Genomic DNA, 15,679 nt, shown 5'->3' on the forward strand with positions numbered 1-15,679 from the left:
TCATTTGTATAATAACCTATTGATCAGGCTAATAACCGCAGTCTATATCAGGGTAAGACTTTTCGGCGCGTTTTGATATACGCGTTCATACGTTTCGGGATGGCATTAAAAGGCGAAGGAATATGAATACAACTGCACCTACGGGCTTGCTGCAGCAACCTCGTCCATTCTTCATGATCTTTTTTGTAGAATTATGGGAACGATTTAGCTATTACGGCGTCCAGGGCATCCTGGCGGTCTTTTTCGTTAAACAATTGGGTTTTTCTCAGGAACAGGCCTTTATTACTTTTGGCGCTTTTGCGGCGCTGGTTTATGGCCTGATCTCCATCGGCGGCTATGTTGGCGACCATCTGTTAGGGACTAAACGCACCCTGGTCCTGGGCGCGATTGTGCTGGCGATTGGCTATTTTATGACTGGTATGTCGCTATTAAATCCCGATCTGATTTTTATCGCACTGGGTACGATTGCCGTGGGCAACGGGTTATTTAAAGCCAATCCCGCCAGCCTGCTCTCTAAATGCTATCAGCCTAAAGATCCCCGGCTGGATGGCGCTTTCACCCTGTTTTATATGTCGATTAACATCGGTTCTTTGTTATCGCTATCGCTGGCGCCGGTGATTGCCGATAAATTTGGCTATGCGGTGACCTATAATCTGTGCGGCGCTGGTTTAATTGTTGCGCTTCTGGTGTACTTCGCCTGCCGTGGCATGGTGAAAAATATCGGTTCTGAACCGGATCATAAACCGCTACGTTTTCGCAATTTGCTGCTGGTACTACTCGGCACCGTCGTCATGATTTTCCTCTGCGCCTGGCTGATGCACAACGTTAAGATTGCCAATCTGGTGCTCATCGTCCTTTCTATCGTCGTCACTATTTTCTTCTTTCGCGAAGCGTTTCGTCTGGATAAAACCGGCCGCAATAAAATGTTCGTGGCGTTTATTCTGATGATTGAAGCCGTGCTGTTTTACATTCTGTATGCGCAGATGCCTACCTCACTGAACTTCTTTGCGATTAATAACGTGCATCATGAAATTCTTGGATTCGCCATTAACCCGGTGAGTTTTCAGGCGCTGAACCCATTCTGGGTGGTCGTCGCCAGTCCGGTACTGGCAGCGATTTACACCCGACTGGGTAGCAAAGGCAAAGATCTGACTATGCCGATGAAGTTTACGCTCGGCATGTTCCTCTGCGCGCTGGGTTTTCTGACCGCCGCCGCCGGGATGTGGTTTGCCGATGCGCAAGGATTGACGTCGCCGTGGTTTATCGTGCTAGTGTATCTGTTCCAGAGTCTGGGCGAGTTGCTGATTAGCGCGCTGGGGCTGGCAATGGTCGCCGCTCTGGTGCCGCAGCATCTGATGGGCTTTATTCTGGGAATGTGGTTCCTGACCCAGGCCGCCGCCTTCCTGCTCGGCGGTTATGTGGCGACCTTCACTGCCGTACCGGAAAACATCACCGATCCGTTACAGACGCTGCCCATTTATACCGGCGTCTTTAGCAAAATTGGTCTGGTAACGCTGGCGGTCACCGTGGTGATGGCCATTATGGTGCCGTGGTTAAACCGAATGATTAATACGCAAGGTACCGAACAGTAATACTCAGTGCCGGATGCGGCTTACGCCTTATCCGGCCTACAAATAATTGAGAATCGTAGGCCCGATAAGCGTAGCGCCATCGGGCAATCCGTTACTCCGTCAGAGGGGTTCCGGCATAAATATCAAACCGATGCTCTTTGGTGACGATGGCGTTGGGCGTCGCGACATCCGCCAGCGGCGGCGCATAATCGGGACGTTTGACCACCACGCGTTTGGTCGCCAACTGACGCGCCGGTTCCAGCAGTCCGTCGGCGTCGAGATCCGGCCCCACCAGCGACTGAAACACCCGCATCTCTTTCTTCACCAGCGCGCTTTTCTGCCGGTGAGGAAACATCGGATCGAGGTAGACCACCTGCGGGCGCGGCGTGATATCGGTTAACGCCGTCAGGCTGGAAGCATGAATCAACTGCAAACGCTCCTGAAGCCAGCCGCCAATGTCCGCATCGGCGTAGCCGCGCGTCAGGCCGTCGTCGAGCAACGCGGCGACCACCGGATTACGCTCCAGCATCCGCACGCGGCAACCGACGGACGCCAGCACAAACGCATCGCGCCCCAGTCCGGCCGTGGCATCAACCACATCCGGCAGGTAATCGCCTTTGATACCGACGGCTTTCGCCACCGCTTCGCCGCGCCCGCCGCCGAACTTGCGCCGGTGCGCCATCGCGCCGCCGACAAAATCGACAAAAATGCCGCCGAGCTTCGGTTCGTCGCGCTTGCGCAGCTCCAGATGTTGCGGCGTCAATACCAGCGCCATCGGGTTGTCTTCGTCATGCTCCAGTCCCCAGCGGGCAGCCAGAACAGATAAGGCGCCGTCTGTGGCGCCCGTTTCATCCATTAAGCAGATTTGCACGTAAAATCAGCCTTTAATCCCGTAATGCTCCAGCATCGCGTCCAGCTGTGGTTCACGGCCACGGAAGCGTTTAAAGAGTTCCATCGGCTCTTCAGAACCACCGCGAGTCAGGATGTTATCAAGGAACGACTGACCGGTCTCACGGTTGAAAATGCCTTCCTCCTCAAAGCGAGAATAAGCGTCCGCCGCCAGTACGTCGGCCCACAGATAGCTGTAGTAGCCTGCCGCATAGCCGCCAGCAAAGATATGGCTGAACGCATGTGGGAAACGGCCCCATGTCGGTGACGGCACCACGGCGACCTGTTTTTTAATTTCAAAGAGCGTATCAAGAATTTTCGCTCCTTGCTGCGGGTTAAATTCCGCATGCAGACGGAAATCAAACAGACCGAACTCCAGCTGACGCAGAATAAACAGCGCCGCCTGATAGTTTTTCGCCGCCAGCATTTTATCCAGCAGTTCCTTCGGCAGCGGTTCGCCGGTCTCATAGTGGCCGGAGATAAACGCCAGCGCTTCTGGCTCCCAGCACCAGTTTTCCATAAACTGACTTGGCAGTTCGACCGCATCCCACGGCACGCCGCTGATACCGGAGACCCCGGCGGTCTCAATGCGGGTCAGCATATGATGCAGGCCATGACCAAACTCGTGGAACAGGGTGATCACTTCGTCATGGGTAAACAGAGCGGGTTTACCGTTCACCGGACGGTTGAAATTACAGGTCAGATAAGCGACCGGCTTTTGCAATGTGCCATCCGCTTTACGCATCTGGCCGACACAGTCGTCCATCCACGCCCCGCCGCGTTTGTGTTCGCGCGCGTACAGGTCAAGGTAGAAGCTGCCGCGCAGCTCGTTATTTTCGTCATACAGTTCGAAGAAACGCACCTCCGGGTGCCAGACATCAACATCAGTACGCTCTTTGGCGGTGATGCCGTAAATACGTTTCACCACTTCAAACAGGCCGTTCACGGCTTTGTTTTCCGGGAAGTACGGGCGTAGCTGCTCATCGCTGATGCTGTACAGGTGCTGTTTTTGCTTTTCACTGTAGTACGCGATATCCCATGGTTGCAGTTCCTCAACGCCAAATTCGGCTTTGGCGAAGGCGCGCAGCTGGGCCAGCTCTTTTTCCCCCTGCGGACGGGCGCGTTTCGCCAGATCGGTTAAGAAATCGAGCACCTGCTGCGGATTTTCCGCCATCTTGGTGGCCAGTGACTCATGGGCATAATTTTCGAAGCCCAGCAGTTGCGCCAGTTCATGGCGCAGCGCAAGAATTTCTTCCATCACCGGGCTGTTATCCCACTTACCGGCGTTCGGCCCCTGATCGGAGGCACGAGTGGAATAGGCGCGATACATCTCTTCACGCAACGCCTGGTTGTCGCAGTAGGTCATCACTGGCAGATAGCTCGGGATATCCAGAGTCAGCAGGTAACCTTCCTGCTCTTTGGCTTCCGCCAGGGCTTTAGCGGCGGCGAGCGCGCTTTCCGGCATTCCCGCCAGCTCGGCTTCGTCGGTGATGAGCTTCGTCCAGCCCATGGTGGCATCGAGCACATTATTGCTGTACTGGTTGCCCAGCTCAGACAGGCGGGTGGCAATTTCACCGTAACGCTGCTGTTTCTCTTTCGGCAGGCCGATGCCGGACAGTTCAAAATCACGCAGCGCGTTATCAACCGCTTTCTTCTGCGCGGTATTCAGAGTGGCGTAATGATCGCCGTCGCGCAGGTCGCGGTACGCGTTGTACAGTCCTTCATGTTGCCCAACCCAGGTGCTGTATTCCGACAGCAGCGGTAACGTCTGTTCGTAGGCTTCACGCAGCTCCGGGCTATTTTTCACCGAGTTTAAGTGGCTAATTGGCGAGAAAATACGCCCCAGAACATCGTCGGCTTCCGCCAACGGCTGGCAGAGGTTTTCCCAGCTATACGGCGCGCCATGCGCCACAACGCCTTCTACCGCCGCCCGGCAATCGGCCAACGCTTTGGTGACCGCAGGCACCACATGCTCCGGTTTAATTGCAGAAAAAGGCGGCAGTGAAAAAGACGTTAGTAATGGATTGGTCATATGCGCAGTCCTGGTCTAAAAAAGAAATGAAGCGCTCTATCGCGCTTTCGCTATGGATCTAGAATGGGGGATAGTTGGGGGAATTTCAATGATGGTGGGCGCTCATTTCACCCGTGCAGCAACGCCAGCATCCGAACGTAGGCATTGCTGCTGAATCCAATTTTAACGACTGAAGATCAGTAGCTGTAGCGGCATAGTGACAATATCCAGCGCCAAAGTTACCGGCAGCAACACTCTGCCAAATTTTGCCCCGGACATACTGCGCTGATACTGATAGAACTCAACGGTGAAAGGATGATAGAACGATAGCTGCTGCGTAACGCTCTGCTCTTTATTTTTCTGATGGATAGTCCCTTTCAGGTCCATGACGGATAGCGTGCAATTTACCGCGCCGTCTGCACAAATAAACCCGTAGCCTACCGCCGCCAGTTTATCTTTCTCGTCCACCCAGGCGTAAGTCACATTGACTTCACCCGTAAACTCCTTCTTATCTGTATCAATCAGGAATTTAACACCATCCTTTACTCGCATTTTATCCCGGCGAATAGTCGCATCTTTTAACAGCGCCACCACATTATCGCCGCCCTGGGTCAACAGGTAGTCAAAATGTTCGCCAACAAACACCCAGCCCGTTTTCCCGTTGCTATCTTTACCTAAGGAAAGCGCGGTAACGGTATCCGATTTCCAGGTAGACTGATGACGATTGCCATCTTTATCGGTGGCAAGTATCAGCCCAAATGAAAGACAGCCCGACAGCGAACAGCAAACCAGTAATAAAAACAACGTGCGAACGACACATTTTCCATAATGGAACATCAATGAATCCTTTCTTTTCTATTATTAGCGCTATCGTTTTAATCAAATAAACAAGGTAAAACCAGCACTATCATCATAATAAAAACGATTTCAGAATAAGACCCGACAGGGGTAAGTCGGTGGACGCGTCGCGGCATGATTAGCGTTAAATTCAGATAGGCTTTTCATGGGTGTTTTTCTGAAAACAGGGCCGTGACATCAATCGCTGTCATTTTTGCGCAAACTGCCCATGTATAATATTCTCAACTTTTTCGTTTCTGGAATACAAGGATTGTATATGACCACGTTATTACAGGTTATTGTACTGATATTTATTGTTTTCTTTATTTTCCCTGGGCGAAAAATTTTCCGTCGGAGTAAGCATCTGCAAGATGGCCGTAAATTAATTTCATCTTCTTCGCTGATGCTGCGAAAATTTGGCAGTTCTCGCGGCTATAACGCGGATTACTACTTTGACATGCAGTACCTCTATGAGGTCGCGGACGGTATCACCACCGCGATACCACTCACCAGCATTATTGAGGCGAAACCGGGAACAACGAGAGTCAGTGGTCGTTCAGTCTGGTCAGTCGACTGGATAACAGCGGAAGGGCAAAGAAAACAGACGCGCTTCCTTCATAACTACACCCTATTCAATCGAAATTTTGCCACCTTCCTTAAGACCGTGAAACAGGCCAATCCAGACGCCTGCATCACTTCGTTGACGTTATTTACGCTCTGACGCCACAGCCTACTTGTTTTTCCTCCTGGCCAACGGCGATAAAAGCGCAAGAGCGGTAATCTCTACGGATCTGCGGTAAACTATCGGCTAACTTGTTTACTTCCCGGAATATCTGCATCCATGCTCAGTTATCGTCACAGCTTTCACGCTGGCAACCACGCCGACGTCCTTAAACATACCGTTCAGAGCCTGATCATCGAGTCGCTAAAAGAGAAAGAAAAACCGTTTCTCTATCTGGACACGCACGCGGGCGCGGGGCGTTATCAGTTGGGCAGCGAACATGCTGAACGTACCGGAGAGTATCTGGAAGGCATCGCCCGTATCTGGCAGCAGGACGATCTGCCCGCCGAACTGGAACCGTATATTAGCGTCGTAAAACATTTCAACCGCAGCGGGCAGTTACGCTACTATCCGGGCTCCCCGTTAATCGCCCGCCAGTTGCTGCGTGAGCAGGACAGTCTGCAACTCACGGAATTGCATCCCAGCGACTTCCCACTGTTGCGCGCGGAGTTTCAAAAAGACAACCGCGCCCGCGTGGAACGCGCTGACGGCTATCAGCAACTGAAAGCCAAATTGCCGCCGGTTTCCCGCCGCGGTCTGATTCTCATTGACCCGCCTTATGAAATGAAAACCGATTACCAGGCGGTAGTCAGCGGCATCAGCGAGGGTTATAAACGTTTCGCCACCGGTACATACGCGCTATGGTATCCGGTGGTACTCCGCCAGCAAATTAAGCGCATGATTCATGAGCTGGAGGCCACCGGCATCCGTAAAATCCTGCAAATTGAGCTGGCGATCCGCCCGGACAGCGATCAGCGCGGGATGACGGCGTCCGGTATGATCGTGGTTAACCCGCCGTGGAAACTGGAGCAGCAGATGAACAACGTGCTACCGTGGCTGCACAGCAGGTTGGCGCCAAACGGTCACGGACACACTTCGGTAAGCTGGATCGTGCCGGAGTAATCACAGCCATCGGTGGAACCTTTCACCTTCAGGTATACAATCGCGAATATTTTGGCGGGTAGCGCAGAATCTATCCGTCCGACAACGAACATAAAGGAGCGGTCATGACCAAACACTATGATTACATCGCTATCGGCGGCGGCAGCGGCGGTATCGCCTCGATTAACCGCGCCGCTATGTACGGCCAGAAATGCGCGCTCATCGAAGCCAAAGAGCTGGGCGGCACCTGTGTTAACGTGGGCTGCGTGCCGAAGAAAGTGATGTGGCATGCCGCGCAGATTCGTGAAGCGATTCATCTGTATGGCCCGGACTACGGTTTTGACACCACGATTAATCAGTTCGACTGGAGCAAGCTGATTGCCAGCCGTACCGCGTATATTGACCGCATCCATACTTCATACGACAACGTGCTGGGCAAAAATAACGTAGATGTGATTAAAGGCTTTGCCCGCTTTGTCGATGCCAAAACCATTGAAGTGAACGGCGAAACCATCACCGCTGACCATATTTTGATCGCTACCGGCGGCCGTCCGAGCCATCCGAGCATTCCAGGCGTGGAATACGGCATTGATTCCGACGGTTTCTTTGCGCTATCTGCCTTGCCGGAGCGCGTCGCGGTGGTAGGCGCAGGTTATATCGCCGTTGAACTGGCTGGCGTTATCAACGCGCTGGGGGCGAAAACGCATCTGTTTGTCCGTAAACATGCGCCGCTGCGCAGTTTTGACCCGATGATTAGCGAAACGCTGGTTGAGGTGATGAACGCCGAAGGCCCGCAACTGCATACTCACGCCGTGCCGAAAGCGGTGGTGAAAAACGCCGACGGCAGTCTGACTCTGGAACTGGAAGATGGCCGCAGTGAAACCGTTGATTGCCTGATCTGGGCCATTGGTCGCGAACCGTCGACCGACAATATTAATCTGGCGGCAGCGGGCGTGAAAACCAATGAAAAAGGTTACATCATCGTTGATAAATGGCAGAACACGAACGTAGAAGGCATTTACGCCGTTGGCGACAATACTGGCGCGATAGAACTAACGCCAGTCGCCGTCGCCGCCGGTCGCCGTCTCTCCGAGCGCCTGTTTAACAACAAGCCGGACGAGCATCTGGACTACAGCAACATCCCGACCGTGGTCTTTAGCCATCCGCCTATCGGCACTGTCGGGTTAAGCGAGCCGCAGGCGCGCGAGCAGTACGGCGACGAGCAGGTGAAAGTCTATAAATCATCGTTTACCGCTATGTATACCGCGGTGACGACGCACCGCCAGCCGTGCCGTATGAAGCTGGTCTGCGTCGGGCCGGAAGAAAAAATTGTGGGTATCCACGGTATCGGCTTCGGCATGGATGAAATGTTGCAGGGCTTCGCAGTGGCGCTGAAGATGGGCGCTACCAAGAAAGACTTCGATAATACCGTCGCTATTCACCCGACCGCATCGGAAGAGTTTGTGACCATGCGTTAATATCTTGTGCGCCCATCTTCGAGGGTGGGCGCACAGGCCTTCATGATTAATACGTACTGAAATAACTCTGGATCAGTTCCGGATTACGCGTCTGAGTTAATGCCATCATCAGTAACACCCGCGCCTTCGCCGGGTTGAGCGAGTCAGACACCAGCCCTGGCTGTCCTTGCGCCATCGGCGCTGATTGCCGACGCGGGCCGCATTGCAGCGGTAAACACCACCGGTTTGTCGCTTTTCACGGTCAAATTAAGAAAGTAGGCGGTTTCATCGAGCGTGTCAGTGCCATGAGTAATGACCACACCGTCAACATCATCCCGCGCCAATAACGCATTCACCTTCTGTGAAAGTTTCAGGATAATATCGCTGGCCATATTTTTTCAGGAAGTTTAACGCGCGTTCATCCACCGCCCGCGTATTGCCCTCGGAAAACTGGAAGAAGAAAGGCGTATTCGCATCGGTAATTTCAAAGGGCCCGTGGAAAAACTCACCGCTATGAATACAGGCGGAATGTATCCATTGCATTTCCATAAAGATACAGATGCTCTGTAGGTAGGCTGCGCCATAGCCCGCGCCGCTGGCGACGGTGTAAATGACTTTATCGTCTTTATATTCCTGCGCGAACGCCTGCGCACGCTCCGCTACCTGCTCGCAAGCACGCCAGACGATACGGTTGATTTTGCTGACGCCATCCTGAAAATCGTCGTAGTGCGCATACCCTTCCGTCTGCTGGAGCAGTTCGACCGCACTCAGCAGGCCTTTCATCGTTTTCTCTCCGGCAATATCTTTACCGTCGCCAAACGTGTACGTTTCCACATAGTCGCAATGCGCCACCAACGGTGAATCCATTATCCAGGTTAAACCAATGACCGGCGCGCCGTGCTGACGGGCGATTTCAGCCGCTTTAATTGTCTCTGGCGTATTACCTTTGTGGGAGGCGACAACCACAACGGCATTTTCTCCCAGCGCTACCGGCGGGTTGTTAATAAATTCTCCGCTGTTATACAGACCGACAGTCAACGCTTTCGCTTCTTTTTCTAAAAATGCTTTCGCCGGATAGAACGCCGCATAAGAACCGCCGCACGCCACGTAATAGACGTGTTTAACGCCTCCTTTCTCTGCCTGGCTGGTCACAATATTGCTAACTGTCTCTTTCATACCCATCATGCTTTCCTCTGGTTCCATCAATGATACAGGCGAGGATTCGCCATAAATGACTCATAATGTATTATTATTTTTATATGATATTTAAAGACATTTGATCAAGATGGAAACCAAAAAAAATCGGGATCCGCGATCTGGATCCCGATTCAGCCTGCTCTTCGTTAGCGTAATGCTGACATCATACGGTAAACCGTATTTTATCGCCGACAATCAACTGTTGCGAAACGCAGGAGAGTTCTCCTTTGTTATCAATCATTTCACTTTTTATCAGGATCAGCGGATAACCCTCGTTAACGCCAAGATAATGGGCGACTTCAAAGCTGGCATAAACCAGTTCGATCATCTTACGGGAGTGGGTAAACCATAAATGGTATTTCTCGCGTAAGCATTCATACAAAGAGTGATTATTAAGATCTTCGTCCAGCAAAAACGCAAAACGTGGGGGAAGATGTACGGTTTCCAGCGATACCGCCACATCGTCGGCATAGCGGATACGTTCAATGACGACCGCTTTTTCGCCATCGTTCATATTCAGTAACGCTTTTGTCTCATCGTCTACCGATTCAAAAACGGATTTGATGGTGCGTGACCCCGGGCGACGTCCCTGGGACTGGCATAACTCGCTGAAACTCATGATGCCGGTCATGCTACGCTGAAATTTCTCACCAGAAACAAAGGTGCCTTTGCCGGAGACACGGGTCAGCAAATTTTCACGCGTCAGCGCATCCAGCGCCTTACGGACCGTGACCCTGCTCACCTGCCAGCGCACGCTCAGTTCATTTTCCGTCGGGATCTGCTGGCCTGGTTTATACTCTCCACGCGCAATAGCCTCTTTTAAGGCGTCTTCAAGCTGCTTATAAAGCGGTTTGGCGCTTTTACTGTCGGGTTGCTCGATCATTTGTATCCATTTGTATTATCATGGTGCCATAGCTTGTATTATAACTATTTACGTTACCTTTGTTTGTGAATCCACGCCATGTGGTGACGTAGTGATACCACTATGAAACGAATGTTCTGATTTTAGGTCTGAGGGAGGCGTCATGAAAATAGGATTTTCGCAATACTATTCAGTAAGTTATGAAGTGTTTTTTTGAGAGATAAATTGCAAAATGTGATCTACCGCACACTTTGCCACTCAGGTATCGAAGCGAATGTCTACGCTTAATAGACAGCCGGGCAACACCCGTATCTTTTACGACGCAAGCCGGAGGTCCTTGTCATTATGCTCAACCAGAAATTAAACCCCACGCCTTCTGAAGATCTGACTATTGATGTCGATCTGTTTTATGAAACAGACCCGTGCGAGTTAAAGCTGGATGAAATGATCGAGGCGGAACCGGAGCCGGAGATGATCGAGGGGCTTCCCGCCTCTGACGCCCTGACCCCTGCCGATCGGTATCTCGAACTGTTCGAGCATGTACAGTCAACAAAACTGTTTCCAGACAGTAAAACGTTCCCGGACTGCGCGCCGAAGATGGACCCGCTTGATATCCTGATCCGCTACCGTAAGGTCAGACGCCACCGTGATTTTGACTTACGCCGCTTCGTCGAGAACCATTTCTGGCTACCGGAAACCTTATCCAGCGAGTATGTCTCTAACCCCGAAAACTCGCTCAAAGAACATATTGACCAGCTTTGGCCGATACTGACGCGCGAACCGCAGGATCATATTCCGTGGTCTTCGCTGCTGGCGCTGCCGCAATCCTATATCGTGCCGGGAGGCCGTTTTAGCGAAACCTATTATTGGGACTCTTATTTTACCATGCTGGGTCTGGCGGAAAGCGGGCGCGAAGACTTACTTAAATGTATGGCGGATAATTTCGCCTGGATGATTGAAAACTATGGTCATATTCCCAACGGCAACCGCACCTATTATCTGAGCCGCTCGCAGCCGCCGGTTTTCGCCCTGATGGTTGAACTGTTCGAAGAAGATGGCGTGCGCGGCGCGCGGCGTTATCTCGACCATCTCAAAATGGAATACGCCTTCTGGATGGACGGCGCCGAATCGCTGGCGCTCAACCAGGCTTATCGCCACGTTGTGCGGATGCCGGACGGTTCCCTGCTGAACCGCTACTGGGACGATCGCGACACGCCGCGCGACGAGTCCTGGCTGGAAGATGTCGAAACCGCAAAACATTCCGGTCGTCCGCCCAATGAAGTCTACCGGGATTTGCGCGCCGGGGCGGCGTCCGGCTGGGACTATTCTTCACGCTGGCTACGCGATGCGGGCCGGCTTGCCAGCATACGTACAACTCAGTTTATCCCTATCGATTTGAACGCTTTTCTGTATAAACTGGAGAGCGCTATCGCCAATATTTCAGCGCTGAAAGGCGAACGTGACACCGAGGCGCTATTTCGCCAGAAAGCCAGCGATCGACGCGCCGCCGTGAACCATTATTTGTGGGATGATGAAAACGGCTGTTATCGGGACTATGACTGGCGACGCGAAGAAATGGCGCTCTTTTCCGCCGCCAGTATCGTGCCGCTGTATGTCGGTATGGCGAACCATGAGCAGGCCGACCGTCTGGCAAATGTAGTACGCAGCCGTCTGTTAACGCCCGGCGGGATTATGGCGACCGAATACGAAACCGGCGAACAGTGGGATAAACCGAACGGCTGGGCGCCGCTGCAATGGATGGCGATTCAGGGCTTCAAACGGTATGGCGACGATATGCTGGGCGATGAAATCGCCCATAACTGGTTAAAAACGGTGAACCATTTTTATCAGGAGCACCATAAACTGATCGAGAAATACCATATTTCCGGCGGTACGCCCCGCGAAGGCGGCGGGGGCGAGTATCCGCTACAGGATGGGTTCGGCTGGACCAATGGCGTGGTGCGCCGCCTGATTGGCCTTTACGGAGAGCCTTAACCTGCTCCGGGCTCAGTGAATCGCATCATAAATGGCTGACTGAATTTTCAGCCATTTTTTATTGTCTGCGCTGGGCCGGGCCTGAGCGCGCAGCTGGGCCTGCTCCGTATCGTACTGCTGGCGCGTCACAACAGCCGGAACGGTGCAAAACGTTTGCAAATAGGTTTTATGCATCGCGGTCAGCGGCGCGCCGCTCGACATGTCATGACTTAACGTTGTGATAAATCGTCGGCAGGGTTTGACCTCATCCATCAGCGCGGGATAACGCAACAACAGTTGCAGCACCTCGGTATGTCCTGCCGCAAACGCCTGCTCCGTCCACGCGAGCTGCCAGTTCATTCCGCCCTGGAGGAACAGCGCCGTCACCCGCGTATCATTGCGCTCTATCGCCGCCCGCATGGTAAACGCATCCCAGGTAATCCCCATATGATTGAGCGTTTCCCGCGCGGAAGGCGCCTCGCGCGGCGGTTCATCCTGCGCCATTGCGGGAGCTTGCCCGTTATCGGAGCTTGGCGATGACGAACTAAATAGCCAGAACGCGCCCGCCAGTATCGCCAGCGTCATGACGCCAACCCCGCCCCACAAAGCGCCGGAAATAAGTTGCTCACGCTCTTCAGGCGTACGCGGAGGCCGCTTACGCGGTGGTTCTATGCTCTCGCTAATCTCATGCTTATCTCCCCCGGCCTGCCGATCTTTAAGCCGCGCGGTTTCCCAGAACTGGCGCAATTCACGTTCATCCGCCAGCAGAAACGAAGCGGGATTCACGCGGGTACGTTTTTCGGCATAGGCGCGCTGGATGGGCCGAACGATTTGCTGATACTGAACGTTTAGCAGCATAAGCTGCGCTGAGGTGAGCGGCTGCCTGGCGATAACCTCGTTTCGCGCGAGGCGGCAATCATCCAGAAACATACGCAGAGTGGTGCGCGACTCGGCGAACAGCGTTAACGCTGAGGCGTCATTAAAAATTCTGACGTAATGACGAGCAAACAATTTTTTATCGACCACCATAAGCGCCAGTTCGCTAAACAACATGCCCTCCAGCGCATGTTGATCTTCTCCCTGTTTTAACCACTGGCGCAAACGGTCCGGGCCAAAATGTTGCTTGAGGTAGTGATTCAGGGACGCCCGATCCGGCCATGCGCGCGCAATAAGCGCTTTTAACGTCAGTTCTATCGCCCGAAGCTGACGCTGCGCCTCAAGATGCGCCTCCTGGTCGGGGTCTTCCAGCTCAGTTTGATACGTCAGTAGCGGCTGCTGCTGACGTAGATGTTCCAGCGAGGTGACAAAACGCAACGCGGCAAGGAGTTGATTTTCGCTCACCTCTTGCCCGCTGTCATACTGGGGAACATGCTGCTGAAGATGACGCAGTTGCAGCATAAACTGGCTCAACTGCGCGTCATTTATCCGCAATTTTTTCGCCACCGCGCCCCAACCGCCCAGGTTAAGACGCGCCTGCTCAAGTTGTTCCATGAACCACCGGGGCTCTTTTCCCTCTGTGGTATGAATACCCAGCAGCAGCAGGATTTCTATTGATGCCTGGCGGATAATCCCCAGGCTATGTTCAAAAGGCGCGCGTGTCGCCTGCGAAGCGCTATTCGTCATTATCTTCCCTAAAAAGACGATCCCGCGACGAGATCTTCGTTTTCTTTTAATTATGTTTTTTCATAGATATAACAGATTTAGCCACATTTCAGTGACTTAATCTTAATGATTGCAAATTTATAAGAAGATCGGTTACTAACCAAAAACATCAGTTTTTCATTCTGTCAACGCGGCGTGACGCTGAACGGCATAGACCTTTTCCCTGCCTGCGTTTGGCCGTCTGACCGCTAGCCACGCGTGCAGCACACTTTATAATCGCGCTTTTTATGAGAAAGATGCCATGCCGCACATTTCATCTCGCTTTAGCTCCGCCTGCATCGCGTTTATTAAACAGTGGCAGGGTCTGTCGCTGGAAAAGTATCGCGATCGGCAGGGTAACTGGGTGATTGGTTACGGGCATATGTTGACGCCGGATGAGACGCTGACGTTCATTACGCCCGACCAGGCGGAGGCATTCTTGCTGGATGACCTCAATAGCTGCGATATGCTGCTACAGAATTGCTTGCCGGAACTTAACGATCGGTTTCAACGCGAAACGCTTATTGCGCTGATGTTCAGCATCGGACATCAGCGTTTTTTATCATTAATCAATACGGATGATATTTCACAGCCAGAAATAAGCGGACTGCGAATTTAACGTCGTTAATTCGATTCATTTAACATCATGGCGGCCTGGGTACGATTTTTTACATCCAGCCGCCGGTAAAGCGACTCCAGATGCGCTTTAACCGTCCCGGTACTAATATTTAACGCCCGCCCAATTTGTTTATTTGATTCTCCTGCGGCAAGCATCTGTAAAATTTCCCGCTGGCGGGCGCTTAACGCTTTTATATCATGGGACTCCAGCTCCGTTGAATTTAACCAATCCCCCGGTAAAAACATCATCCCGCGAGCGACAGTATTGAGCGCAAGGACAAAGGTTTCGGCATCAGAATCGCGTGGCACCACGACCTGAACGTTAAATTGCATGACTTCATGCAGCCACTTTTGACTGCCATCCATCGCCGTGATAATAATCTTCACCTCCGGAAATTGCTGCGCGGTTCTTTGTAACACCTCGCGGCAAAATTCAGCATCCAGGCCGCTATCCAGCATGACCAGCGCATCCGGCGCGCTTTCTATTTTTTGCCAGAGTTCTTCTGCCTGACCGACACTCTGGATACTTATTCCTGGAATGTGCTGCTGCAAACTGATTTTCATTCCATGAATAAATATTGACTGCCTGTCAAACATGATTACCTGCATTACTTTTCTCCACCTGGGTAAGATAATAGTCTCAAGATGAGGAAGGGTATTACCCGTAGGGTAAAATAAGAAGTCGCCATTTGGTATAGGCCATTTTACCGATAGTCATTGGTTGAGGAAGAGAAAGGTTATGAATATTTACAGCTTCAACATCGGGATTACAGAATTCGCTAACATTAGCGTTTTAAAGTAAGGAATATCTTATTAGTACAAACAGACAGGGCTAATTTGAATATTAATTTAATGAAGAGTACGCCTGGCGCGTCACAAAGGAAATATCTGCTTTTCGCCTTATGTGTTACAAAAAATAAAGTAGCACATTTTGTTAAAAAATAGCCAATCCGCCTGAAA

At 52.1% G+C, this 15,679-nt stretch carries 13 protein-coding genes and 1 pseudogene; 6 read left to right on the plus strand and 8 right to left on the minus strand.

Translation table 11 applies throughout. The annotated features are described in order from the left end of the window. Positions 1–122 precede the first annotated feature (122 nt). Complete coding sequence (gene dtpB, locus AAYN39_RS15630) at positions 123–1,592, plus strand: dipeptide/tripeptide permease DtpB (RefSeq protein WP_001098284.1); 1,470 nt, start codon at positions 123–125, stop codon at positions 1,590–1,592. Between the two features lie 91 nt (positions 1,593–1,683). Here the strand turns inward: dtpB and rsmJ are convergent, their stop codons facing one another. The 3 genes from rsmJ to AAYN39_RS15645 all read right to left on the minus strand — a co-directional run bounded on the left by rsmJ (position 1,684) and on the right by AAYN39_RS15645 (position 5,307). Next, on the minus strand, positions 1,684–2,442 hold the full coding sequence (gene rsmJ, locus AAYN39_RS15635) for a 16S rRNA (guanine(1516)-N(2))-methyltransferase RsmJ (protein WP_001165126.1): 759 nt from the start codon (positions 2,440–2,442) through the stop codon (positions 1,684–1,686). A gap of 6 nt (positions 2,443–2,448) precedes the next feature. Next, positions 2,449–4,491 carry an oligopeptidase A gene (gene prlC, locus AAYN39_RS15640; RefSeq protein WP_000184173.1) on the minus strand — a complete coding sequence of 681 codons (2,043 nt, stop codon included), beginning with the start codon at positions 4,489–4,491 and terminating at the stop codon, positions 2,449–2,451. 162 nt (positions 4,492–4,653) lie between these two features. Next, entirely contained in the window at positions 4,654–5,307 is a 654-nt protein-coding gene (locus tag AAYN39_RS15645; protein WP_000469191.1) for a lipoprotein, read from the minus strand. 277 nt (positions 5,308–5,584) lie between these two features. On the opposite strand from AAYN39_RS15645, the gene AAYN39_RS15650 reads away from it, so the two are divergent. The 3 genes from AAYN39_RS15650 to gorA all read left to right on the plus strand — a co-directional run bounded on the left by AAYN39_RS15650 (position 5,585) and on the right by gorA (position 8,448). After that, a complete protein-coding gene (locus AAYN39_RS15650; RefSeq protein WP_000209571.1) occupies positions 5,585–6,028 on the plus strand; it encodes a hypothetical protein in 444 nt (147 codons plus the stop codon). Positions 6,029–6,148: 120 nt separating this feature from the next. After that, entirely contained in the window at positions 6,149–6,991 is an 843-nt protein-coding gene (locus AAYN39_RS15655) for a 23S rRNA (adenine(2030)-N(6))-methyltransferase RlmJ (protein WP_000954235.1), read from the plus strand. A 104-nt stretch (positions 6,992–7,095) separates the two neighbouring features. Next, complete coding sequence (gorA, locus tag AAYN39_RS15660) at positions 7,096–8,448, plus strand: glutathione-disulfide reductase (protein ID WP_000160779.1); 1,353 nt, start codon at positions 7,096–7,098, stop codon at positions 8,446–8,448. Between the two features lie 46 nt (positions 8,449–8,494). On the opposite strand, the pseudogene AAYN39_RS15665 reads toward gorA, so the two are convergent. The 3 genes and pseudogenes from AAYN39_RS15665 to AAYN39_RS15675 all read right to left on the minus strand — a co-directional run. Continuing rightward, positions 8,495–8,825: pseudogene (locus AAYN39_RS15665) on the minus strand (asparaginase domain-containing protein); the annotation flags it as partial. Beyond that, on the minus strand, positions 8,758–9,612 hold the full coding sequence (locus tag AAYN39_RS15670) for an SIS domain-containing protein (RefSeq protein WP_010989272.1): 855 nt from the start codon (positions 9,610–9,612) through the stop codon (positions 8,758–8,760). The gene AAYN39_RS15670 and the pseudogene AAYN39_RS15665, both read right to left, overlap by 68 nt. A 175-nt stretch (positions 9,613–9,787) precedes the next feature. Further along, a complete protein-coding gene (locus AAYN39_RS15675) occupies positions 9,788–10,507 on the minus strand; it encodes a GntR family transcriptional regulator (RefSeq protein ID WP_000572570.1) in 720 nt (239 codons plus the stop codon). A 324-nt stretch (positions 10,508–10,831) separates the two neighbouring features. On the opposite strand from AAYN39_RS15675, the gene AAYN39_RS15680 reads away from it, so the two are divergent. Next, on the plus strand, positions 10,832–12,481 hold the full coding sequence (locus tag AAYN39_RS15680; protein WP_000934251.1) for an alpha,alpha-trehalase TreF: 1,650 nt from the start codon (positions 10,832–10,834) through the stop codon (positions 12,479–12,481). A 12-nt stretch (positions 12,482–12,493) separates the two neighbouring features. Here AAYN39_RS15680 and AAYN39_RS15685 read toward each other — a convergent pair whose 3' ends face one another. Continuing rightward, positions 12,494–14,083 (minus strand): STY4199 family HEPN domain-containing protein, encoded by a 1,590-nt coding sequence (locus AAYN39_RS15685; protein ID WP_000185007.1) that lies wholly within the window; start codon positions 14,081–14,083, stop codon positions 12,494–12,496. 280 nt (positions 14,084–14,363) lie between these two features. Between AAYN39_RS15685 and AAYN39_RS15690 the strand changes: the two genes are divergently transcribed. Beyond that, positions 14,364–14,720 carry a lysozyme gene (locus AAYN39_RS15690; RefSeq protein ID WP_001120250.1) on the plus strand — a complete coding sequence of 119 codons (357 nt, stop codon included), beginning with the start codon at positions 14,364–14,366 and terminating at the stop codon, positions 14,718–14,720. A 5-nt stretch (positions 14,721–14,725) separates the two neighbouring features. On the opposite strand, the gene AAYN39_RS15695 is transcribed toward AAYN39_RS15690, so the two are convergent. Then, entirely contained in the window at positions 14,726–15,328 is a 603-nt protein-coding gene (locus tag AAYN39_RS15695; protein ID WP_001196086.1) for a response regulator transcription factor, read from the minus strand. Positions 15,329–15,679: the final 351 nt, after the last annotated feature.

This window comes from Salmonella sp. K21076 (assembly GCF_039650795.1).
GTDB lineage: Bacteria > Pseudomonadota > Gammaproteobacteria > Enterobacterales > Enterobacteriaceae > Salmonella > Salmonella enterica.